This window comes from Halomonas fontilapidosi, assembly GCF_014192285.1.
Taxonomy (GTDB): domain Bacteria; phylum Pseudomonadota; class Gammaproteobacteria; order Pseudomonadales; family Halomonadaceae; genus Halomonas; species Halomonas fontilapidosi.
In genome coordinates, this window is the sequence record NZ_JACHXQ010000007.1 from 63540 (window position 1) to 86279 (window position 22740).

The 22740-nt window shown below is 64.7% G+C and carries 22 protein-coding genes and 1 tRNA gene; 15 read left to right on the forward strand and 8 right to left on the reverse strand.

Features of this window, described 5'->3' with window-relative positions; genetic code table 11:
• Positions 1-83: 83 nt before the first annotated feature.
• Both FHR95_RS11205 and FHR95_RS11210 read right to left on the reverse strand, forming a co-directional pair.
• Positions 84-302 carry a hypothetical protein gene (locus FHR95_RS11205; protein ID WP_040184842.1) on the reverse strand — a complete coding sequence of 73 codons (219 nt, stop codon included), beginning with the start codon at positions 300-302 and terminating at the stop codon, positions 84-86.
• Positions 303-604: 302 nt separating this feature from the next.
• Positions 605-1732 carry a DcaP family trimeric outer membrane transporter gene (locus tag FHR95_RS11210; RefSeq protein ID WP_183314440.1) on the reverse strand — a complete coding sequence of 376 codons (1128 nt, stop codon included), beginning with the start codon at positions 1730-1732 and terminating at the stop codon, positions 605-607.
• A gap of 387 nt (positions 1733-2119) precedes the next feature.
• On the opposite strand from FHR95_RS11210, the gene FHR95_RS11215 reads away from it, so the two are divergent.
• Both FHR95_RS11215 and FHR95_RS11220 read left to right on the forward strand, forming a co-directional pair.
• Positions 2120-2866 carry a helix-turn-helix domain-containing protein gene (locus FHR95_RS11215; protein ID WP_183314441.1) on the forward strand — a complete coding sequence of 249 codons (747 nt, stop codon included), beginning with the start codon at positions 2120-2122 and terminating at the stop codon, positions 2864-2866.
• Positions 2867-3040: 174 nt separating this feature from the next.
• The gene (locus FHR95_RS11220) at positions 3041-5065 is read left to right on the forward strand and encodes a TonB-dependent receptor domain-containing protein (RefSeq protein WP_183314442.1); all 2025 of its coding nucleotides are present in this window, start codon (positions 3041-3043) and stop codon (positions 5063-5065) included.
• Between the two features lie 61 nt (positions 5066-5126).
• Here the strand turns inward: FHR95_RS11220 and ligD (FHR95_RS11225) are convergent, their stop codons facing one another.
• From ligD (FHR95_RS11225) to FHR95_RS11235, 3 genes are all read right to left on the reverse strand, one after another.
• The gene (ligD, locus tag FHR95_RS11225; RefSeq protein ID WP_183314443.1) at positions 5127-6014 is read right to left on the reverse strand and encodes a non-homologous end-joining DNA ligase; all 888 of its coding nucleotides are present in this window, start codon (positions 6012-6014) and stop codon (positions 5127-5129) included.
• Entirely contained in the window at positions 6011-7012 is a 1002-nt protein-coding gene (gene ligD, locus FHR95_RS11230; protein ID WP_183314444.1) for a non-homologous end-joining DNA ligase, read from the reverse strand. Before ligD (FHR95_RS11230) ends, ligD (FHR95_RS11225) begins: the two co-directional genes overlap by 4 nt.
• An 87-nt stretch (positions 7013-7099) precedes the next feature.
• Positions 7100-9313, reverse strand: coding sequence for a putative bifunctional diguanylate cyclase/phosphodiesterase (locus tag FHR95_RS11235; protein WP_183314445.1), 2214 nt, complete (start codon positions 9311-9313; stop codon positions 7100-7102).
• A 542-nt stretch (positions 9314-9855) separates the two neighbouring features.
• On the opposite strand from FHR95_RS11235, the gene FHR95_RS11240 reads away from it, so the two are divergent.
• Together FHR95_RS11240 and FHR95_RS11245 are read left to right on the forward strand one after the other, a co-directional pair.
• Positions 9856-10431 carry an ATP-binding protein gene (locus tag FHR95_RS11240; RefSeq protein WP_246378535.1) on the forward strand — a complete coding sequence of 192 codons (576 nt, stop codon included), beginning with the start codon at positions 9856-9858 and terminating at the stop codon, positions 10429-10431.
• A complete protein-coding gene (locus FHR95_RS11245) occupies positions 10359-10898 on the forward strand; it encodes a tyrosine-type recombinase/integrase (protein ID WP_183314446.1) in 540 nt (179 codons plus the stop codon). Before FHR95_RS11240 ends, FHR95_RS11245 begins: the two co-directional genes overlap by 73 nt.
• Here the strand turns inward: FHR95_RS11245 and FHR95_RS11250 are convergent.
• Positions 10871-10947: transfer RNA gene (locus tag FHR95_RS11250), tRNA-Arg, on the reverse strand. The two genes, FHR95_RS11245 and FHR95_RS11250, sit on opposite strands and share 28 nt — an antisense overlap.
• Before the next feature lie 125 nt (positions 10948-11072).
• On the opposite strand from FHR95_RS11250, the gene FHR95_RS11255 reads away from it, so the two are divergent.
• The 3 genes from FHR95_RS11255 (at position 11073) to FHR95_RS11265 (ending at position 14565) form a co-directional block, all read left to right on the forward strand.
• Complete coding sequence (locus FHR95_RS11255; RefSeq protein ID WP_183314447.1) at positions 11073-12608, forward strand: amidase; 1536 nt, start codon at positions 11073-11075, stop codon at positions 12606-12608.
• Positions 12609-12733: 125 nt separating this feature from the next.
• Positions 12734-13543: a methyltransferase domain-containing protein gene (locus FHR95_RS11260; protein ID WP_183314448.1), complete on the forward strand. Its 810-nt coding sequence runs from the start codon at positions 12734-12736 to the stop codon at positions 13541-13543.
• A complete protein-coding gene (locus tag FHR95_RS11265) occupies positions 13540-14565 on the forward strand; it encodes a methyltransferase (protein ID WP_183314449.1) in 1026 nt (341 codons plus the stop codon). The genes FHR95_RS11260 and FHR95_RS11265 overlap by 4 nt, the downstream gene beginning before the upstream one ends.
• On the opposite strand, the gene greB is transcribed toward FHR95_RS11265, so the two are convergent.
• Positions 14566-15105 (reverse strand): transcription elongation factor GreB, encoded by a 540-nt coding sequence (gene greB, locus FHR95_RS11270; RefSeq protein ID WP_183314450.1) that lies wholly within the window; start codon positions 15103-15105, stop codon positions 14566-14568.
• Positions 15106-15254: 149 nt separating this feature from the next.
• Between greB and FHR95_RS11275 the strand changes: the two genes are divergently transcribed.
• The 8 genes from FHR95_RS11275 to FHR95_RS11310 all read left to right on the forward strand — a co-directional run bounded on the left by FHR95_RS11275 (position 15255) and on the right by FHR95_RS11310 (position 22384).
• Positions 15255-15902 carry a tetratricopeptide repeat protein gene (locus tag FHR95_RS11275; RefSeq protein ID WP_183314451.1) on the forward strand — a complete coding sequence of 216 codons (648 nt, stop codon included), beginning with the start codon at positions 15255-15257 and terminating at the stop codon, positions 15900-15902.
• Between the two features lie 79 nt (positions 15903-15981).
• A complete protein-coding gene (locus FHR95_RS11280; protein WP_183314452.1) occupies positions 15982-16632 on the forward strand; it encodes an NUDIX domain-containing protein in 651 nt (216 codons plus the stop codon).
• 1 nt (position 16633) lies between these two features.
• On the forward strand, positions 16634-17080 hold the full coding sequence (locus FHR95_RS11285) for a DUF1249 domain-containing protein (RefSeq protein WP_040184855.1): 447 nt from the start codon (positions 16634-16636) through the stop codon (positions 17078-17080).
• Positions 17034-17831, forward strand: a complete 798-nt coding sequence (locus FHR95_RS11290) for a phosphodiesterase (RefSeq protein ID WP_343065209.1) — start codon at positions 17034-17036, stop codon at positions 17829-17831. Before FHR95_RS11285 ends, FHR95_RS11290 begins: the two co-directional genes overlap by 47 nt.
• A gap of 122 nt (positions 17832-17953) precedes the next feature.
• Positions 17954-18916 (forward strand): sulfate adenylyltransferase subunit CysD, encoded by a 963-nt coding sequence (gene cysD / locus FHR95_RS11295; protein WP_183314453.1) that lies wholly within the window; start codon positions 17954-17956, stop codon positions 18914-18916.
• Entirely contained in the window at positions 18916-20355 is a 1440-nt protein-coding gene (gene cysN / locus FHR95_RS11300; protein WP_183314454.1) for a sulfate adenylyltransferase subunit CysN, read from the forward strand. Before cysD ends, cysN begins: the two co-directional genes overlap by 1 nt.
• Positions 20356-20500: 145 nt before the next feature.
• A complete protein-coding gene (locus FHR95_RS11305; protein WP_183314532.1) occupies positions 20501-21175 on the forward strand; it encodes a zinc metallopeptidase in 675 nt (224 codons plus the stop codon).
• Positions 21176-21328: 153 nt separating this feature from the next.
• Entirely contained in the window at positions 21329-22384 is a 1056-nt protein-coding gene (locus FHR95_RS11310; protein WP_183314455.1) for an App1 family protein phosphatidate phosphatase, read from the forward strand.
• Positions 22385-22409: 25 nt separating this feature from the next.
• Here FHR95_RS11310 and FHR95_RS11315 read toward each other — a convergent pair whose 3' ends face one another.
• The gene (locus FHR95_RS11315) at positions 22410-22646 is read right to left on the reverse strand and encodes a hypothetical protein (protein WP_040182999.1); all 237 of its coding nucleotides are present in this window, start codon (positions 22644-22646) and stop codon (positions 22410-22412) included.
• Between the last annotated feature and the right edge of the window lie 94 nt (positions 22647-22740).

Here is a 22740-nt window from a genome sequence, read left to right on the forward strand (position 1 = left end):
GAGTTCCGTTGTGATGACACAAGGCCCCCGGCGCGCTCGCGCCGGGGGCCTTGTGTCGTCTGGACATGCGGGAGGGAGGGTCGTTATGCCTCCTGATCCTCGATGATCATCTGGATCATCTCTTCCAGTGCTTCGACCTTTTCCTCGAGTGCCTCGACCTTGCCTTCCTCCTCGCTGGTCTGGACGTATTGATCGTTGATCTTGTCCATATGTTTTTCGATGGTTTCAGAATCCATGGCCAGGGCGGAGCCTGCCATCATCAGGCTGGTGAGCAGGCCGGCGGTCAGTAGCTTCATCTTCATGGTGACACCTCTTGAGCATTTGATATGGAACAGACCTGGCGTCAGGTCCTGATGCTTGGTGTCGCGGCGTTGCTCACACTTACACGGCGATGGAAATTCCTTGTGGAGCTGTGACGAGCCGCGGCCAGCTAGATGGCGGCGACAGCCGAGAGCGTTCACGCCGGGCAACCTTTCTGCAGGCCAGGCATAACGAAAAAACCCCGGCCGAGGAGAGGCCGGGGCGCAAGGATCGAATATACAGTTGCCTTTGCTGTCGGGTGCTATCGCCATGAAGGCGGGCCAGGGCCCGCCAACGGGTCAGCTTAGAAGCTGTACATCACCATGCCCTGGACGCGGACGGCGTCGCCATCGCGGCCATCCGCGACTTCACGGCTGTGCCAACTGGTTTCGATGCCGTAGCTGATGCGCTGGGCCGGCGACCAGATATAGTTCAGGTGCACGCTCTCGAAAGTCTCGTTGGTGTCATCGTCGCCGTAGGTTTCATCATCCAGATCGACGGTAGCGATGCTGTAGGCGGCGTTGATGGCCCCTGGGCCGGCCTTTAGGCTGGCGCCCACAGTGCCGCCAGTGCCTTCGAGTGTGTCAATATCGCCGTCACCATCAATGTAAGCCGGTGGCTGGATGGGGCTGACATTCAGATAACCGCCGATCCCATCACCATGCGTGACGCCTGCGCGCAGGGTCAGGGCCTCGCTGAGGTCCATGGCGCCTTCCAGGGCAATGCCCCAGCCCAAGGTGGAGTCATCAAAGGTATCTGTCTCGACTTCGAGCTGTCGTCCCATTGCGGAGGCGGAGTACTTGAAGGGGCCGGAGGTGTCAGTATAGCGGGCGATCAAATCGGGCAGCGCACTCTTTGATACTGCATCACCGTCGAAAGTTACTCTTTTGCCGAGTGCCTCGGGCTCCTCCAGCGAAATCGAGAAATTGTTTACCGTATAGCGCAGCTGCGCCTGGCGGGACTGGTTGCCGGTACCGAAGGTGCTGTTGAAGTCGATGACCGGGGTGCCAGCGACAAAGCCGTAGAAGTTGGTCCAGGTCTGGCCGGCCAGGATGCCGTTCCAGCTGCCGTAGGCATGACGCAGGCGGAAAGTCTTGTTGCCGCTACCATAGAAATCGCCTTCGATCTTGGTAGTCAGGGTGCTGCCTTCCAGCGGCGTGGCGGTGCTGAAGCCAATGCGGCTCTGTCGTGCATTCATGGTCGTATGACCATCAGAACCGTCATCACCGTCGAGCCGGATATTGCCGTGAGATACAAACTCTCCGAGATCTGCATCCACGTCGTAGATAAAATCTAGCTTGGCATAGCCGTAGACGCTGGCCGTGGTGTCACCCACTTCGAAATCAACGGCATGGGAAGCGCTGGCCACGGCGAGGGCCAGGGCGCTGGCAGTGAAGATGGTGGTCCGCTTGAGGTTTTGTTGAAGGGTCACTGGCTGTTCCTTTCGATGCGTGACTGCTCCTGCAGGAGTCAGATCGTTTATTGTATTGACTTTGACGTAAGCGTAAGTCATGACGAGCAACGTTTACGTTAACGTCAAAGCTCAACATAACGATCCCCTGATTAGCTGACAATCGGACATGACGTTTTTACGACAAAAGGATGAGGAACCTTCTCTGCCATCTTGCTGTTACATGCCGCTGCGCGGCGATCGGGCGTTGCCGCACGGGAGACTGAGACCCATGAAAGGCAAGGAGGACGGCCGCCTTTTTGTCACGCCGCTTCCTCAACTACGCTTGATCAGTGTCAAGGAGAATTCGGCGCCGAGGCGTCGGGCCGATCCACGAGCGATCCGCACGTCCGGAACAGGGAGTTCATCATGACCGATCATTCCGCCCATCAGGCGTCGCCGCCGACAGGCCAACTGCAGTGTCAAGGTTGTAGCCTCTGCACGCACTGCCTGCCCCTGGGGCTTGGCCCGGAAGAACTGAAACGCTTCGCTGCCATCATTGACCGCCCTCGGCCGCTCAAGCGTGGTGAGCTCCTGGTGCGACAGGGAACGCCCTTCACCAGCCTCTATGTGGTGCGCTCGGGCAGCTTCAAGCAGGTGGTAGTGGATAGTGGCTATCGCGAGCATGTGACGCATTTCCTGCTGCCCAGCGAGGTGGCAGGGCTGGATGCGGTGGGCGAGGCGATCCATGCGACCAGTGTGGTGGCGCTGGAGAGCAGCTTCGTCTGCGAGCTGCCGTTCACTTCGCTGGAGGCGCTGAGCGACCGCCTGCCGGCTCTGCGCGGCGCGCTCTATCGCTGCATGAGCCAGGAGCTTCATCGCGATCAGCGCCTGCATTGCCTGCTCTCCTTCGCGACCGCGGAGCGGCGTATGGCCAGTTTCCTGCTCGACATGTCCGCCCGCCATGCCGAGCGTGGCTATTCCCCCTTCGGCTTCCAGCTGGCCATGTCGCGGGCCGACATCGGCAGCTTTCTGGGATTGGCGCTGGAAACCGTCAGCCGCCTGATGAGTCGCTTTCAGCGGCGTCGTCTGATTGCGATCGAGGGACGTGAGGTGAGCCTGCTGGACCTGCCCGCCCTGGAAGCCCTGGCCGAGCAGGGCGATACCCGCCGCTGAGCGAGAAGGATTTGTCTCTGCGGGTGCCTGCCAACCCTGTTTCCTGAAGCGCACCCCGCAGGGGCGCTTGCCTGTCGGCGTGATGCCCATGCGGCATCCTGACCCATTCCGGGTCATTTCATCTCGATTTAATATTCCCGTGCCTTATAACCTGATGCGAAAGAGTACGGGACCATGACTACGTCAATCCTTCGTCGCCTGCCAGTGGTGGCCTGCATTGCCGCCGCCTGGGGCGGTGCTGCGCAGGCCGAGACCGAGACCCTCGCCACCATGGTCGTCGAGGGGAGTGCCGGCGTGCCCGGTGAGCTCTCGCTCAGCCCGCGCCAGTCACCCGCGCCGGCGGCCGACGCCGGCGAATGGCTGCGCCGGATCAACGGCATCGAGGCGGTGCGCATGGGCGGGCACGGCCTCGATCCGGTGATCCGCGGCCAGCAGGGCAACGCGCTGAATATCCTGGTGGATGGCGGGTACGTGTTCGGCGCCTGCCCCAATCGCATGGACCCGCCCACTGCCTATGCGCCGCTGCACAGCTTCGACCGTGTGACGGTGAGCAAGGGTGTGACCACCGTGCAGCACGGTGCCGGCGGCAGCGGTGGCACCGTGCGCTTCGAGCGCCTAGCGCCGGCCTTCGTGGGTGGCGATGTGCAGCGGCAAGGCAGTTTGGGTGCAAGCTATGACGACAATGGCGAACGGGCTGGCCTCTACGCCAACCTGGTGGCCGGCAACCAGAACGGCTACTGGCGGCTGTTCGGCGAGGGCCAGCAGGCCAACGATTACGAGGATGGCGATGGCCGGCGCATTCACAGCGGCTTCGAGACCACTAGCGGCGGCCTGACCCTGGGCGTCGCGCCCACGGCCGACACCGAGCTGGCATTCGGCTACGAGGGCGTGCGCGAACGTGATGTCACGTTCGCCGGCGCCGGCATGGACTCCCCGAAAAGCGACAACGACACCCTGCGGGTCCGGCTCGATCACGGCTTTTCTGACACCCTGCGGGTGGAGAATCGCCTGCAGTTCACCACCATCGACCATGTGATGGATAATTATTCGCTGCGCGAGCCGCCCGTGAAAATGGGAATGGCCATGAAGATGCGCTCGCCCACCGAGTCAGACACCCTCACCTGGAAGAGCATGGTCGTTACGCAATTGGCCGACAGCGACCTGCGGTTCGGGCTCAACGTGCTGCAGAACGGGCGCGACGCGCAGATCATCAACGATACCGCCGAGAAGGTGGCTTTTCTTTCCTGGCCCGACGTGACCACACGCCAGTCCGGGGTGTTCGCCGAACTGGACCACTTCCTGGGCGAGCGCACCATCCTTAGCGGTGGCCTGCGACTGGACTACTCCGAGGCCAGCGCCGATGCCGCCGACCAGGCCAGCGACACCGGCGTGGTGGCGGCTGATCTCTACCGGCGCGAGTATGGCGTGGCGGGCGACCTGGCCCATGAGACCTGGCTGGTGGGGGGCTTTGTGCGTGGCGAGCAGCGCCTCAACGACACCGACACCCTCTACGCCAGCCTGAGCCGTGCCGAGCGCGACGCCGATGCCACCGAGCGCTACTTTGCCAAGGGCGACTGGGTAGGCAATCCCGGCCTCGACCCCGAGGTTCACCATCAGCTGGATCTGGGGCTGGAGCGGCGACTGGCCAGTGGTAGCGTCGAAGTGGCGGCCTTCGCCGACCGCGTCGATGACTATATCTTCCGCGACACCGTGGAGGGCGTCAGCGTCTATCGCAATATCGACGCCACCCTCTACGGCGTGGAGCTTTCCGGCGACCTGCGCTGGGCCCACCATTGGGAGACCCGCGGCCAGCTGAGCTGGGTGCGCGGTGACAACCTCGATGACGGGGGTGCCCTGGCGGATATCGCCCCGTTGCGTGGCCAGCTATCGCAGTTTCATGTGCGTGAGGCCTGGGAAGCCGGCATCACGGCTCGCTTCTCCGATGCCCAGGACCGTCTGGGACCGGGCGAGGTCGCCACGGCGGGGTATGTGGTGCTGGATGCCGAGGCGGCCTGGCGCTGGCAGGCCATGACCCTGCGCGCCGGCGTCAGCAACCTGCTTGACAAGACCTACAGCGACTTCCTCAATCGCAACCGCAGCGCCAGCGACCCCTTCCTCGCCGAGGATCCGGAGAGCCTGGATCTGCCCCTGAACGAGCCGGGCCGCAGCCTCTGGGTGGGCGTCGACTATGTCTTCTAGGCGCTTGACGGGGTGACATGGCGGGTGGGCATGCCTGGGCAGCAAGGAAGTGCGATGCTCCTCAGCTGACAGCCTCCGCCAGCCGCTGCGCCGCGATGCGATGGCGCGTGAAGTTCCTCCAGGGATCCTCGATCTGGCCAAGTCGCTGAAAGATGTTCTTCAGGGTATAGCGGTCCGGGAGGAGGTCGTCGCCTTCCAGCTCGTCCGCCCGGATCGGTGTTGCGACTGGGGCGCCTTTCCTGGCGCGCACCGAATAGGGCAGGACTGCCGTCTGTCCGTACTCGTTGCGCAGCACGTCGATGAAGACCTTGTTTCCCCGCTTGTCCTTGCGCAGTTCCAGCGTGGTTTCCTGGGGCATCTTGTCGTGCAGCATTCGGGCAAGCGCCTTCGCCCACTCCTTGACCGTGGCGAAGTCCCGCTCGGGGCGAATCGGCAGGTGGGCGTGCAGCCCCTGCGAGCCCGTCGTCTTCCAGAAGGCGTTGAGTCCCAGCGAATCCAGCAACTCGCTAAAACCCAGCGCGACCTTGCGCACTTTCTCGAAATCGTCATCGGAAGGATCGAAGTCGACAATGAGCTGGTCCGGCTTCTCGAGATCCGTCTTCGTCGACAGCGCCGCGTGCATCTCGATCACGTTTTGCCCGGCGAAGTACACCAGGTCGGCCGCTTTATCGGCGCTGGACATGAGCACGGCCTTGCTGCCGGATTCGCGAGTGGGCACCTCGATACGTGTGATGAAGCCGGGAAAATGCTCGGGCGCATGCTTGTTGAAAAACCCTTCCTCGTTGATGCCTTCCGGGAAGGCGCGCAGCGTCAGCGGGCGCCCCTCCGCAAACGGCAGCAACCGCTTGGCGATTCGCTGGTAGTAATCGGCCAGGTCGCTCTTGGTGATGCCCGCCGCGGGGAATAGCACCTTGTCGGGGTGGGATATCTCGATCTCGTTGGCTTTCATGGGGCGCTCTCCCTCCTGACCTCTTTGGGGGCCTTGTCGTCGCGCAGGCCGAGGAAACGCGGATGTCGAAGACGGCCATCCTGTGTCCATTCGGTAAACCCCACCTCGCCGACGAAGGTTGGCGTGATCCAGTGGATGGCGTCGTCCTCCTCCGCATAGTTGGCATAGGGCGACGTCTTGCGCTCCTGGCGCTGCATCTTGCGGTGGAAGGAGGCCAGAAACGCATCGTCGAAGCCGGTGCCCACGCGGCCCGCGTAGCGCAGCTCGCCATCTTCGTAGTAACCCAGCAGCAGCGCACCGAAGCCGACACGCTCGCCCTCTGGCTCGGTGTAGCCAGCGATGACCATTTCCTGACGGTTCTCGCACTTGAACTTTACCCAGCTCCTGGAGCGCTTATGCACATAGCCGGATCGCGCATCCTTGGCGATCAGGCCTTCCCAGCCCTTCTTCGAGGCTTCCTCCAGGTAGGCCTCTCCCTGCTCGTTGCGGTGCGGCAGGAGGCGCAGGGGCGACGCCCACACGAACGCCCTTCGCAGGACCCTCTTGCGCTCTCGCAGGGGAAGGTCGGTCAGGTCGTAGCCGTCGAGGTAGAGGATGTCGAAGGCGTAGGCGTAAACCGGGAACTCCCTGAGCAGGGCCTTGCTGGGTGCTTTCTGGTGGATGCGCTTCTGCAGTCGTTTGAAACTGGTCACTTTCCCGTCGAAGGTCACGATCTCCGAATCGAGGATAACGCTTCCGTCGAGCCTGCCCATCGCTTCGGCGATCTCGGGGTAGACGTGGTTTTTCCGCTTCTCGTTCCGCGAGTAGAGCGTCACCGTGCGCCCCTTCTTGTGCAGCAGACAGCGCTCGCCGTCGAGCTTGCGCTCGTAGATCCAGTGGGGGTCGGAAAACGGCTCGTGCACAAGTGTCGCCTTCATCGGCTCGACGAAGCCGGGCTGCGACGCTTTCTTGAGCTTCGCGCGCGCTTGCTCGGAAAGGGCCTCCAGGGCGTGATGCATCCTTCAGCTCCTCCGCATTGCATTCGTCAATAGCGCGCGCCTCGACGCAGACACCGCCAGGCCCCGCTGACATCGGCTATGCCGATTTTACGGCTTGCTAGTGGTCACGCCCGAAAGCATGCCCTCCAGATCCTTGTCGAGGAAGGCGAGGAGGTTCTCCTCCTCCAGCGGCCGGGAGAGGAAGTAACCCTGGATGGTGTCGCAGTTCATGGCCACGAGAGCGCGAAGGGTTTCCCAGTCCTCCACCCCCTCGGCCGTCACCGTCAGCCCGAGTTCGTGGGCAAGGGCGATGGTGGAGCGCACGATGAGGAAATGACGGTCTTCCTCCAGCATGTCACCCACGAAGCTCCTGTCCAGCTTGACCTCATCGACGGGGAACTCGCTCATGTAGGAGAGCGAGGAGTAACCGGTGCCGAAATCGTCCACCGAGACGCCGTAGCCCACCTTGCGGAGGGCGTGGAGCACTTCGCGGATGCGCGAGGGGTCGCGGATGAAGCCGGTCTCGGTGATCTCCAGCCACAGGCAATGGGCCGGCATCGGCGGCGCCACCGCCCGGGCGATGAAGTCGACCAGATCGGGTTCCATGAGGTCCTGTGGCGCCAGGTTGATACTGACCTGGAAGCCCGAAGCAGCGAGACCCGTGCGACTCAACATGCCACTGACCTCCTCGATCACCCAGCGCGTGATCCGGTGCGTCAGCCCGGCCTGTTCCAGCAGGGGAATGAAGCACCCCGGCGGCACCAGCCCCAGGGTGGGGTGCTTCCAGCGGATCAACGCCTCGACCGCCTGCACGTCTCCGGTCTCCAGATCCAGCTTGGGCTGATACTCGAGGAACATGTCGCGGGTGCCGTGTCGATGGAAGTCCTGAAGGAGCCGCAGGTCATCGGGAACCGGCTCGAGCTCGGCACTGTAGCTCACCCAGCGGCGTTGCTCCTCGCGGGCCTTCGAGACGGCCAGGAGGGCACGGCGAAGAACTTCGTCGGCGCCGTCATCCTTTTCAAGCCTTGCCTCGTTGACGATGCCGACCACGTAGACGGGGTCGAGGTCGGCCGAGCCGAGGTTCAGCGGTGCGGTCAAGCGCTGGACGAGTAGATGACCTTCCAGCGGCTTTCTCGACGCAATGGCGAAGAGCCCGGAACCGAAGTGGCCAACCAGGCGAAAATCCTGAGCCTCGAGCAGAGCGGCGAAGGCTTTCTGCAACTCCAGCGCCACGGAGTGGCTGAAGGCAGTAATCAACTGATCCAGATTCACCAGCTGAATCTTGGCGACCGTGGGCGACCAATCGGGCTCGGCCTGGATCAAGGCGTCGAGTTTGCGGATGAAGGCGCTGCGATTGGGCAGCCCGGTGAGCATGTCGTGCTCGAGTCGATACTGAAGTTCGCCCTGCAGCGAGCGACGCGATTCGAGCTCCCGGGAGAGAAGGTGAGTCTTGCGGGCCACCTGCCGGCGCAGGGACCAGGACCACAGGTAGCCGGCGGCCGCCAGCAGCAGCAGCGGGAGTACCAACCAGGCCAGCGGTCGCAGGTGGTCCCACCAGGTCGGCGGCTGCCACTCCAGCTTGGAGAGCCAGTCGGCGTGTATCTCGAAATAGGTGCCGTTGGCCTGCAGTAGACCCACCTGCTCCTCGAGCCAGGCATGCAGTTCGGCGCGCCCCTGCCTGACGGCGAAGGCATAGGCCTTGGGCCAGAAGGGCGGGCTCACCTGGTGGAGTTCCAGCTCTGCCTCGGCGATGACATGACGCGCCGTGTGGGCGGCGACGAGGGCAATATCCGCCCGGCCTTGCGAGACGGCCAGCAGGGCGCTGCGGATGTCCTGGTGGGGCATCAGCTCGCCACCGGCCTGGTTATCCATCAGGCGATTCTGCGCATAGCCCCCCTCCACGAGGGCCACCCGCATACCGGAGAGGTCATCGGGGTCCTTCTGAACCGAGTCGGCAGAGGGGGCATAGATGCCGTGTGCCACATGATAGAGCGGTGAGGTGAAGTCGAATCGCTTATCTCGCGCCTCGGAATGGAACAGCGCCACCACATCCGCCTCGCCCGTCTCGACGGCTTCGAGAGCCTTGTCCCATGCCATCAGCCGGTGCTCGGCCTCGAGCCCCGGCTGATGCGCGATGGCATCCTGAAGGTCGATCACGAATCCCTTCGGTTCGCCGCTGCTGTCGAGCCACTGAAAGGGCGGGTAGTCGTTGGAACCCGCAAATACCAGCGGATCGGGGATCTGTTCCGGCGGCGGTGGAATCTGTGCGGCAAGCGGCACCGATGAAGGCACAGCCAAGGCCAAGACCAGAAGACCGGTCATGCTCGTCCTTCGTATCACCTCTTCTTGCCTGAACCGCATGGAAGATTCGCTTTCCCGTAGGTGTAGGGTCTTTTGTCGTCCGGATTCGTCCCTCCAAGGGTATACCAACCCGGCGCACGTCACAGGTCTCCCGAGGCCCGCCGGGTGGTAAGAGAGCAGAGCGAGCGCGTGCTCCTTCACCCTGGCGATGGCCTGTAACAGCTCCGCCTCGTGCAGCGAGCGGTCCAGGTACATCACTTCATCGACGGCGGCGGGGTCGTCCACTGAGCCCGCTAGGTACTTCCAGACCGGCTTACCAGCTGGCCGATGAAGGGCTTATCGGTGGCCGTATCCTTGCCACTTGCCATGCCGTGGCTGCAAAGCCCGATAAGTGCTTTCGATGGTAGCGAAGCCGGCGTCAGGCCCGAAATTCCCAGTCCTGAGCGACGCATTGTCAGGCAGGCAACGCAATTAGACGAGTAGCCTGAAAGCAACTGGGCGATAGAAATGACAGCAATTGGACGCTTATCTATCCATCAAATGGACGCTAGTAGAGGCGCGACATGGCATTCCCCTATCTTCCGCGGCTGATTCGTGATCGAGTGCTTGCGTCCCTCGCCGATACGCCGGTGGTCTGCCTGCTGGGGCCCCGGCAGGTGGGAAAGACGACGCTGGCCCGGCGCATCGACCCCGAGCGTGCCTATTTGAACCTGGATGACTCGATGCTCCTGGAAGCGGCTCGACAGGATCCGCTTGGCTTCATCGAGGGGCTGCCCGAACGCGTCATGTTGGTCGAGGTGCAGCAGGCGCCGGAACTGCTACTGGCGATCAAGTCGGTGGTGGACCGTGATCGCCAGCCGGGCCGCTTCCTGCTCACCGGCTCTGCCAACCTGTTGTTGCTTCCCAAGGCACAGGACTCCCTGGCCGGCCGCATGGAAGTCATCTATCTGTGGGGAGAGGAGCCGGGCAAGGTCATCTCCAGCGAGGAAACATTGCAGACCTTGGCCGGCCAGGCCCCAGGACCTGGATTACTGATGGCCCCCGGGTGTTCGTCTAAGACGGTTGCGTGCGACCCGTTCTGGAGGCTACACAGCTCTGCCTGTACAGGGGATTACGCCACGGTGAGTTCACCAGCTTGATCTGGAAACATGTCGATTTCACGAGCTGTCTCATCGTGCTCGACGCTTGCATGACGAAGAGCGGCAAGAGGAGGGTAGTACCCCTCCACCCGAAGGCTCTCGAGGCTTTGAAGTGCCGAAGGAACCGGTGCCAGGAGCACTGTCCTGATGCATCCGCTACCACCCGACGGGAGGCCGGGATAATAGACTTCAGACAGCACGACCAACGCCATACTCTGGCAAGCTGGATGGTCATGTCGGGCACTGAGTTGATCGAGGTGCGTGACATGCTTGGTCACGGCACTGTCAAGATGACAGAGCGTTATAGCCACCTGCATCCCGATGCCTTGAGAGAAGCTGTCAACGGGCTGAAACCCGCACAAAATGGTCACGCTGGAAAGCTGATTTCTCTGGATGCTGTCAGAGAAAAGGTGAAAAGCAAGGAAAATCAGGGGGTAACTGGCGCCCCCATCAGGATTCGAACCTGAGACCTTCCCCTTAGGAGGGGGACGCTCTATCCAGCTGAGCTATGGGGGCGTTGGCGGCGCATTATAGGGAAATGCGCCGCCGAGTGGAACCGGGGTACCCAGCGGCGGCGGCATACGCGGTGGCCAGGGCCGTTCCGGTATGCTGAAGCGGAGATCGCCGAGGGAGATGCGTGCATGGAGGTGCAAGAGTATCGCGCCTGCGACGGGCTGGGTCTGTCAGCGTTGATCCGCCAGGGCAAGGTGAGCCGAGAGGAGGTGCTCGCCGCCGCCTGTGCCACGGTCGAGGAAAACAACCCTGCCCTCGGCGCGGTGGTGCGCACCCGCTTCGAGCAGGCCGCCCGCGAGGGGCGGAGCACGGATCCGGCTGCGCCATTTGCCGGGGTGCCTACCTTGACCAAGGACCTGCTGATGACTCTCGCCGGCGAGCCGCTGGCCTTCGGCAGTGCGTCCATGGCCGACTGGCGAGCTCCGCAAGACGCGACCCTGGTGTGCCGCATGCGCGCGGCAGGCCTGACCATCCTGGGTCAGACCGTCACCCCCGAGCTGGGGCTGATGGGCATCACTGAGCCCCGTGCCTTTTCGCACCCGGTCAATCCCTGGCATCCCGAGCATTCGCCCGGCGGCTCCAGCGGCGGGGCTGCGGCCGCGGTGGCCGGTGGTCTGGTTCCGTTGGCCATGGGCGGTGACGGCGGCGGCTCGCTGCGTATTCCGGCTAGCCATTGCGGGCTGTTCGGATTGAAGCCCTCACGCGGGCGGGTGCCGCTGGGGCCTCTGTTCGGCGAGGTATGGCAAGGCGCGGTGGTCGAGCACGCCCTGACCCGCAGCGTGCGTGACAGTGCGGCGCTGCTGGATGTCATCAACGGCATGGATGCCGGCAGCCCCTGGCCGCTGCCGAGGGAGCAGGGGTTTCTGGCCGCGATGGAAAGGCCTCCAGGGACGATGCGGATAGCGGTGTCACTGGGTGACCCTCTGGGAGCGCCGCTGGGGACCTGGCTCGACCCCGAGGTGCGGCGAGCTGTCGAGCAGGCCGGCCGGCGACTGGAGGCGCTCGGCCACCACCTCGAGTGGGTCGATCCACCCGTCGAGGGCGGTGCCCTGGCCGACAGTTACTTGACCCTCTACCTGGGACAGCTGGCGGCGGACCTGGTCTGGATCAGCGAGCAGACCGATGTACCGGTCTGTCGACTGGCACTCGAGCCCGCCACCCGAGCCATCGGCCGACTGGGGCGATGCCTGCCGGCTCGCGACTACGAGATCGCCAAACGCTACTGGAATCAGGTGGCATGGGACATGGCTGCCTTTCATCGCCGCTTTGATCTGCTGCTGATGCCGGTAGCGGCCACGCCGGCACCGCGTCGCGGTGCCCTGTACCCGAGCCGCAGCCGGGAACGGCTGATGTCGCTGCTGGCGATTCCCGGTGCTTCGCATCTGGCCTTGAAGGCCGGTCTTCTCAAGCGCCTGGCCGCCGACTCGCTGCGCCAGACGCCCTTTACCCAGCTGGCCAACCTTACCGGTCAGCCCGCCATGTCGGTTCCTCTCCATGTGACTCCCGATGGCCTGCCGGTGGGAGTGCAGGTGCTGGCGCCCATGGGGGAAGAGCGGCGTCTGCTGGCATTGGCCGCCCAGCTCGAGGCCGACAGCGAATGGGGACGCCACCTGCCTCGACAGGAAGCTCTCCCGCATGACCGGCCGATAGGCGCTATCGCTTAGGCCTGCCGTGCAACCTCCTGGCTCCCGGCACGTCGGAGGAGGATCTGGCCTGAGTAGTGGCTTGGCCATGAGCCCGAGGCGATTCCCGGGTAGAATGCGCAGCAACCTCGCGACTGGTAACCGGCATGTCCGACCCCATTTCCACGCTTTCTCCGGCCGGTGATCGTCATTTTGACGGCCTTGCCGACAAGTTTGCTGCAAGTCTCTATGGCGGTGCCCGCGGCGAGCTGCGTCTGGCACTGCTCAACCGGCTGCTGCCCGAGATGCTCGATCTGCACGGCCAGCCGCTGCTCGACGTGGGCGGCGGCCTGGGCCAGCAGGCAGGCTGGTTTGCCGTCCGCGGTCACGCGGTGACCCTGGCTGAGCCCTCCGGGGAGATGCTGGCGCGGGCGAGGGCGTCGTTGGCGGGACATGAGGTGAACCTGCTGCAGGCCCCGCTCCAGGAACTGACCCAGCTGGCGCCCGGCCCCTGGCCGCTGATCGCCTGTCATGCCGTGCTGGAGTGGCTGGCGGACCCGCGCAGTGCCCTGGCGACCCTTGCCGGCCTTATGGCACCCGGCGGGCAGCTCTCGCTGATGGTGTTCAACCGTGATGCCCTCAGGCTCTCCAACGTGGTCAAGGGCAATCTCGAGAAGGCTCTGGCCGACCGGCTCGAGGGCAAGGGGCTGCGCAAGCGGTTGACGCCGATCTCACCGCTGACCCATGCCCAGGTCGAGGCCTGGAGTGCCGAGAGTGGCCTGGCGATCCGCGAGGTGGCGGGCATCCGAGTCTTTGCCGACTACCTGCGTGAACCGCCCCAGAGCGAGGCCGACCGCGAGCAGCTGCTGGCATTGGAGCAGCGCTACTGCCGCGTCGACCCCCACTGGCGGCTGGGCCGCTACCTGCTTTACACCTTGGAACGTCCCTTACGCTCCTCTGAGGAGGCCACTGCATGAATGCCGAGACGCCCGTCTGCCAGCTGCTGGCGCGACAGGATGCCGACTATCGCGGCTGGCTGTGGGTCGCGCCACCGCGGGACGGCTGGCTGGAAGGGGCAGAGGGACAGCTGCTCTCCGCCGATCAGGGCGTGCTCGCGGCCTGGCGGGCGCTGGGGAAGCTGGCTCACTCGCCTTTCGAGGGCGCTGGCCCGACCCCACCCGGGGCGGTCCTGTTCTGGCCCAAGAGTCACGCCCTGGGCGAGTGGTGGCTGCTGTGGCTGTGTGCCCACCTGCCACCGGGGACCCCGCTGCAGCTGGTGGGCGAGAACCAGGGCGGTATCAAACGGGTCCTCAAGGCGCTGGCGGCCCTGGGGTTGGGCTGTCGCAAGCTCGACAGCGCCCGGCGCTGTGCCCTCTACGCCACTCGCCTGGATCGCGTGGGCATTGATCCGGACGAGGCCTGGACCCGCTTCGAGGCTGATCTGGGTAACGATACGCTGCGCCTGGTCAGCCATCCGGGCGTGTTCGGCCATGGCAAGCTGGACGACGGCACTCGGCTGTTGCTGGAGCAGCTCCGCTCTCAACTGGCGGAAGGGCGCGAGGGGGTTGGCGATGTGCTCGGCAATGTGCTCGATTTGGGCTGCGGCGACGGCATTCTGGCCGCCTGGCTGGCGCGGCGCGGGGCGCGGGTCACTGCGGCGGATGTGAGTCACTTTGCGGTGGAAGCGACCCGACGCACTCTGGCAGCCAATGGTCTCGAAGGCGAGGTCGTGGCCAGCGACGTCTACTCGGCGCTGGGGGAGAGCACCTTCGATGCCATCGTCAGCAATCCGCCCTTCCACCAGGAGAGGTCGGTCGACTATGGCCCGGCAGGGCGGCTGATCCTGCAGGCGCCCGAGCATCTGAGTCCCGGTGGCCAGCTGCTGCTGGTGGCCAATGCCTTCCTGCCCTATCCGGACCTGCTCGAGCGTGCCTTCGGCGCCTTCGAGGTCCTGGCCGATGACCGGCGCTTCCGGGTCTATCGGGCCATGAAGGGCTGATCAAGCCTGCGGGTCGCGATAAACGATCTCGGTGATCACGTAGCTGGTCTCGCCGCCCGGGGCGGCCACCGTCACCTCGTCGTCCAGTGCCCGGCCGAGCAGGGCCTTCGCCAGCGGGGCGTCGACGCTGATCCAGCGCTTGGTGGTATCGGTCTCGTCGTGGCCGACCAGCCGGATGCGCATCTCTTCGCCTTCCTCGTCCTCCAGGGTGACGAAGGCGCCGAAGAAGACCTTGCCGGTATCCGCCGGCAGGCGGTCCACCACGGTGAGCTCGTCGAGGCGCTTGGTCAGGTAGCGGATGCGCGCGATGACCCGGTTGAGCTCCTTCTTGTTGTAGGTGTAGTCGGCGTTCTCGCTGCGGTCGCCCAGCGCCGCGGCCTCGCCCACCTTGGTGGAGAGGGCAGGGCGCTTGACCCGCGAGAGGTGGTCGAGGATGCCGCGTAGCCGCTCGGCGCCCTCGGCGGTGATCAGGTTGCTCTTGGGTTCCTGGCGCGGGTCCTTGGCTGGGTCCCGCCAGCGTGTCATGTTGCGGCCTTTCATGGTGTGCCTCGCAGTCTGTTGCCTGGCGGCGAACATACGTCACGCGGGCGACCTGGCCAAGTCATGGATCGGCTGGTGCATCATTCAAACGTTCGTTACATTGTCGATGTCCGTCGATTCCAACACCATCATGACAAGGAGCATGCCCTATGCTGCGACGCCCATCGCTTGCCGCCGCCCTCTGCCTGGCCCTGGCTGCCGTTCCGCTTTCTCAGAGTCTGGCCCAGGCGCTGGCATGGGAGGATGAGCTCTTCTCCCTGCGTCACCGTTGGGAGCGCGTTACCACCGAGGTGGCGCCGGCGCGTCGCGAGGCCGCGCTCGCGTCGCTGGCGGAGGAGAGCGCCGAACTCGCCGAATCTCATCCGCAGCAGAGCCGGGTGCTGGTCTGGCGGGGCATCATCCTCGCCTCGCATGCCCGCGAAGCCGGCGGCCTCTCGGCGCTCGGCTCGGCCAAGGAGGCGCGCAAGGTGCTGGAACGTGCCGTTGAACTTGACCCCGAGGGGCACAACGCTTCCGCCTGGGTCACGCTGGGGGCACTGTACCACCGTGCGCCGGGCTGGCCGGTGGCCTTTGGCGACGCCGAGACCGCGGACCAGATGTTCCAGCGTGCCCAAGCGATTCGCTCTCAGGGCATCGACGTCAACTATTATTATGCTGCTTTCCTGCTGGATGAGGGGCGCGACGACGAGGCCCGCGAGCATGCCCGGCGCGCCGTGGAAGGTCAGGCCAGGGAGGCCCGTGTGGCCTCCGATGAGGCACTGCGCGAGGAGGCGCGGGCGCTGCTCGAGCGGCTCTGAGGCGCCTCGCTGGGCAGGACGGTTGGCATTCCCGTCCCCGGTAACGATAATGAAGCCTTTGTGCGACTCGGAGATCCGCATGAGCGAGAACCGCCCGCCCGCAGATGATCAGGATCTGACGCTCTCGCCGCGCTTTACCGCCGTCGATGTGGAACTGGCCGAGCGCCGCTGCCTGCATCAGGGCTTCTTCCGGCTGGAGGAACTGCATCTACGTCATCGCCTCTTCGAGGGCGGCTGGAGCGCCGAGATGGTGCGCGAGGTGCACCATCGCTACGACGCCGTGGGCGTGCTGCTCTACGACGTGGAGCGGGACACGGTGGCACTCGTCGAGCAGTTTCGCGCCGGTGCCGTCGACGATCCCGAATCGCCGTGGAAGGTGGAGGTGGTGGCCGGACTCGTCAAGCAGGGCGAGAGTGCCACCGAGGTGGCGCGCCGTGAGGTGATGGAGGAGGCCGGCTGCGAAGTGGGCGAGCTGATCGAACTGCACACCTACTACCCGAGCCCCGGTGCCTGCAATGAGCGGGTCACGTTGTTCTGTGGGCTGGTCGACAGCCGTGGGCTTGGCGGCGTACACGGGCTCGACGAGGAACATGAGGACATCCGCGTGCACGTGTTGCCGTTTACGAGAGCCTGGGAACTCCTGCAGGCCGGGCGACTCGACAGTGCCATGTGCCTGATCACCTTCTATTGGCTGATCGGCGAACGCGCATCGTTGCGAGCAAGGAGGTAGCGTGCCGAGAAACGCCTATGTCACTGACCTGAAGACCCTGCAGGGCGAGTGCACGGCCAACTTCATCCGCCTGACGCGGCTGCTGGGCGACCTCGAAGTCGGCGAGACGCGCGAGGTCGAGCTGTTCAACCAGGGGCGTCGCCTGGGGGCCCTGTGCCTAAAGCTCCAGGAGCGAGCGCCCTATACCAGCGTGGTACGCGTTTCCCAACGGGGTATCCTCGATTCGCTGATCGATACGCCGCGCATGCGCGTGCACCTCTACCACGACGTGCGCATGGCCGAGGTCACCGACTTCCAGCAGCAGCGCCATTTCGACGGTCGCTATCGCTACCCTAATTCGCGCATGCATCAGCCCGACGAGAAGCTGCAGCTCAACCGTTTCCTCGGCGAATGGCTGGATCATGGTCTGGCCCACGGCCATTCTCTCCACTTGCCCCAATTGCCTTGACGAGAAGGCTGCCCTGATGCGCCTGGTCCAGATCTCCGACTGCCACCTCCAGGCCGACCCCAGCGCTCGTGCGCGGACGGGGTTTCCGCTGCGCCAGCTGGAGGCCGTGATCGACGCAGTGAACCGGGCACGGCCGGCGCGGGTGCTGGTGACCGGCGACATCAGCCAGGACGAGACGGCGGCGACCTATCGGCTGGCGAAACAGGCACTGTCACGCCTTGATGCGCCCTGGTTCTGGCTCCCCGGCAATCATGATCGGCCGGCGCTGATGGCCGAGTGCCGCGCGCTGCATGACGAACTGGATCTGGGACGCTGGCGGGCGCTGCTGCTGAATACCCACGTCACTGGCCAGCCTCACGGCGAACTGGGTGAGCAGGCCCTGGCCGCGCTGACCGAGCGCCTCGCGGCCGACGCCAGGCCGACCCTGCTGGCCATGCATCATCCGCCGTTGCCCGTCGGAACGGCCTGGCTTGATGAGATCGGCCTGGTCGACGGCGAGGCTTTCTGGCGAGTCGTCGCCCCACACCGCCAGGTTCGCGCGGTGTTCTTCGGTCACGTCCATCAGGCCTTCCAGGGCGTTCGCTACCTTAAGGAGGGCGAGGTGCCGGTCTACGGCTGTCCCGCCACCATCGACCAGTTCCTGCCCGGGGCGGTGAACTTCGCCCTCGACGAGCTTGCGCCTCCCGGCTATCGCATCATTGAACTAAGCGACGGCGATCTGGACACCTGGGTGGAGCGCGTCGACCTCTGATGCGCAAATAGCCAAAATGGCTATAAAAAGATAGTTATTAATTCTTTTGGGTTATTATCAGCTCGGCGTTACCCTGATCCGCATGATCTCTCCCGCCCAACGTCATGCGAGGTAGCCGGGCCATGAGCAGTCTTCACGCACCCTCCCGCGATAGCGCCGTCGAGGCCGCGCTGGCCCCGTCGCCCCAGCGTCAGACCCATCTTCAGCAGCTCGAGGCGGAGTCGATCCACATCATCCGCGAGGTGGTGGCGGAGTTCGCCAACCCGGTGATGCTCTACTCCATCGGCAAGGACTCCTCGGTGATGCTGCACCTGGCGCGCAAGGCCTTCTATCCCGGGCCGCCGCCCTTCCCGCTGATGCACGTCAACACCACCTGGAAGTTCCGCGAGATGATCGAGTTCCGCGATCACATGGCCGCGAAATCCGGCATGGAGTTGATCGAGCACATCAACGAGGAGGGGCGTGCCGCCGGCATCAACCCCTTCGAGCATGGCTCAAGCGGTTATACCGACGTGATGAAGACCCAGTCGCTCAAGCAGGCGCTGGACAAGTATGGCTTCGATGCCGCTTTCGGTGGGGCGCGCCGCGACGAGGAGGCCAGCCGCGCCAAGGAGCGCGTGTTCTCCTTCCGCGACCGGCACCACCGCTGGGATCCCAAGAACCAGCGGCCGGAGCTGTGGAATCTCTACAACGCCCGGGTCAACAAGGGCGAGTCGATCCGCGCCTTCCCGCTCTCCAACTGGACCGAGCTCGACATCTGGCAGTACATCCACCTCGAGGGCATTCCCATCGTGCCGCTCTACTACGCTGCGCCGCGTCCGGTGGTCGAGCGCGACGGCATGCTGATCATGGTCGACGACGAGCGGATGCCGCTGGCCGAGGACGAAGTGCCCGAGGAGAAGTGGGTGCGCTTCCGCACCCTGGGCTGCTACCCGCTGACCGGCGCCGTGGAGTCGCGGGCGGATACCCTGCCCGAGATCATCCAGGAGATGCTGCTGACGCGCACGTCTGAGCGCAGCGGCCGCGCCATCGACCACGACCAGGCCGGCTCCATGGAGAAGAAGAAGCGCGAGGGCTATTTCTGATGTCACACCAGTCCAACCTGATCGCCGACAACATCGAGCAGTACCTGCACGAGCACGAGAACAAGGACCTGCTGCGCTTCATCACCTGCGGCAGCGTCGATGACGGCAAGTCGACCCTGATCGGCCGGCTGCTGCACGATTCCAAGATGATCTTTGACGACCAGCTGGCGGCGATCACCCAGGCCTCGAAGAAGAGCGGCACCACCGGCGAGGCGGTGGACCTGGCGCTGCTGGTGGATGGCCTGCAGTCCGAGCGGGAGCAGGGCATCACCATCGACGTCGCCTACCGCTTCTTCTCCACCGACAAGCGCAAGTTCATCATCGCTGACACCCCGGGCCATGAGCAGTACACCCGCAACATGGCCACCGGCGCCTCCACGGCGAGTCTGGCGATCATCCTGATTGATGCGCGCTACGGCGTTCAAACGCAAACCCGACGGCACAGCTTCATCGCCGACCTGCTGGGCATCCAGCACCTGGTGATCGCGGTCAACAAGATGGACCTGGTGGGCTTCGACCAGGCGCGCTTCGAGGAGATCGTCGCCGACTATCGCGACTTCGCCGGGCAACTGGCCGCGCCGGACATCCACTTTGTGCCGCTCTCGGCGCTCGAGGGCGACAACGTGGTCAACCGCAGCGAGCGCATGCCCTGGTATTCAGTCGATGGAGAACCAGGACCGCCGCTGCTCGAGCTGCTGGAAGGCATCGAGGTCAGTCGCGATCGCAACCTGACCGACCTCCGCCTGCCGGTTCAATACGTCAACCGTCCCGACCTGGACTTCCGGGGTTATGCCGGCACTCTCGAGGCGGGGATCCTGCGCCCGGGCCAGGCGATCAAGGTGCTGCCCTCCGGCAAGGCATCGACCGTGGAGCGTATCGTCACCTTCGACGGCGACCTGGAAGCCGCCTGGCCGGGTCAGGCGATTACCGTGACCCTGGAAGACGAGATCGATGTCTCGCGGGGTGACTGGATCGTCGCCGCCGATGCCGAGGTGGCCATGGCCGATGCCTTCGAGGCCGATATCGTCTGGATGCACGACGAGGCGCTCGCCCCCGGACGCCAGGTCGACATCCGCCTGGCCGGGCGCTCCGTGTCGGGGCAGGTCGGCGAGATTCTCCACCAGGTGGACGTCAACAGCCTGGAGCGCCATCCGGCCGAGCATCTCGAGCTCAACGCCATTGCCCGCTGTCGGGTCGAGCTGACCGCCGAGGTGCCGCTGGATGACTACGGCACGAGCCCGGGCACCGGCAGCTTCATCGTCATCGACCGGCTCTCCAACGTCACGGTGGGCGCGGGGATGATCCGCGGGGTCGCGCGCGGGAGTGACCGAGCGGCGGGCGAGGTGGACTGGGCCGGCTTCGAGCTGGAGCTCAACGCCCTGGTGCGCAAGTACTTCCCCCACTGGGAGGCGAAGGATATCCGCGAGCTGCTCAAGTAGGCCGGCTTCAATAAGGCCGTCAACGAGCCCGGCGACCTCTTCGCCGGGCTCGTTGTGGTTTTGGGGCAAGACGTTCACCGATGAGGAAACCGGCTCTGGTAGGCTAGGTCCAATGACCTAACCCTCCCCGGAGCCTGCCCCGATGATCATTGTCCTGGCAATCGGCCTGCTGCTGGCCCTCTTCCTGCTGCCCAACATCTGGGCCAAGTGGGTGCTGGCGCGCCACGCCCGTGGGCGCGAGGAGTATCCCGGCACCGGAGGCGAGCTTGCTGACCATCTGATCCGGCGTCTCGGGCTCGAGGGCGTCCGGGTGGAGATGACCGACCAGGGCGATCACTATGATCCCGAGGCGCGTCGTGTGCGCCTCTCCCCCGACAATTACCAGGGCCGCTCGCTGACCGCCGTGACGGTGGCAGCTCACGAGGTGGGGCACGCCATTCAGCACCATCAGGGCTACGCGCCGCTGATCGCTCGGGCACGCATGGTAGGCGTGGCCCAGAAGGCCGAGAAGGTCGGGGCGCTGCTGATGATGGCCGCGCCCTTCCTGTTCGTGCTGACCCGCCTACCGGGCGGACTGGCTATCGTGGTGGCGGCCGCGGTGATCAGCTTCGGCACCGCGGCGCTGGTGCATCTGGTGACCCTGCCGGTGGAGTTCGATGCCAGCTTCCAGCGGGCCCTGCCGCTGTTGAAGGAGTACATCCCGGCCCGCGATATGGCGGGCGCCCGCCATGTGCTCACCGCCTGTGCCTTCACCTATGTGGCGGCCTCCCTGGCCAGCATTCTCAACCTGGGCCGCTGGCTGGTGATCCTGCGGCGCTAGGCCGCATCCGCAGCTGAGGCACTTTGACCTGGAGCATCTGAGCATGAACGGCAAATTTCGATCGGTCTGCCTGACGGGGTGGCGCGGGTGAAGCAGGCATTTCGACAGGCTGTTCTGTTTGTGAAGCGGCTGGTGGGCGTTGTGGCCAGGCCGATGAAGCGCGACCACGGCTTCGGCGGGCTCACCGTGACGCCCTATCGGGGATACGGCTCGCATCGAGAAGCCTTCCTCATGGGCCGCGTGTTTCATCAGGCGCGACTGGGCAAGCGGATACCTCGCCGCGGCTTTCTGCGCGACCTGGCCGACGTGGTGAGGCGCATCGCCCGTCGCGGCGTGGCCGGCGCCCATGTCGAGATCTGTCTGGCCGGGAGTTGCATTACCGTGACCACCGACCGCGACGGCTACTTCGACGCCCACCTGCCGCTCGATGCCTCGCTGCCCCACGATCGTTGCTGGCATCATGCCAGATTGAAGGTGTCGGCTGGCCATCAGGCGCCCGTTCGCACCCGCGTGGAGGTCTATATCCCGCCCCCGGAGACTGACCTGCTGGTGATCAGCGATATCGACGATACGGTGATGTACACCGGTGTGGCCGACAAGTTGCGGATGCTCTACCGGCTCTTCATCGAGAAGCCCCACAAGCGCACGGCCTTTCCCGGCGTGGCCTCGCTGTATCAGGCGCTGCACCGCGGCGCTGATGACCGGGGCGAACGTCCCATCCTCTATGTGTCGCGGGGGCCGTGGGCGATCTACGAGATGCTGGAGACCTTCTTCCAGCTCAATCGCATTCCGGTTGGACCGATCCTGTTCCTGCGCGAGTGGGGCATCTCGGCGCGCCATCCGTGGCCGCGCCGGGCCGAGGATCACAAGCAGCGAATGATCAGCCGCATGCTGGCGCTGTTCGAGGGAGTACCCTGTGTCCTGATCGGTGACAGCGGCCAGCACGACCCCGAAATCTACACCCACATCGTCGAGGCCCACCCCGGCCGCATCGAGGCGATCTATATCCGTCGCGTGGACCAGCGAGAGGATCGACAGCGCGACATTCAGCGGTTATGCGACCAGATCCGCCACACCCGCTGCGAGCTGGTGCTGGCGCCCGACAGCGTACTGATGGCGGAGCATGCCCAGGCGCGCGGCTTTATCTCCCTGCATGGGCTGGCCGCCGTACGGCGTGATGTGGCCGCCGTGCGCAACGATCCGTCCTGATCGTCGCGGCCTTTGCCCACTCGGCTCAGGAAGGGGGCTCGTTATATTTGGTGGGTCGGCGGCGGGCGGAGACATAGAGCACGATGCTCAGTATGCCGATACCGATCATGATCCAGCCGGCGTTGGAGGCCATCTGAGGATTGCCACGGCTCAGGCCGATGACGATCGCGGTACCGAACAGCAGGCTATAGATCGCCATGATCAACAGAATAAACAGGCTCTTGCGCTGCTCTTTCTTGATCACGGTCTTGGGGTCCGGCATGAAGGCCTCCTGACGCATTGCTGAAAAACGAGTGTCGGCGACGCCCAAAGGCGGCTTTGGCACCCTGCTGTTCCTCAGTATAGAACCCAACGGG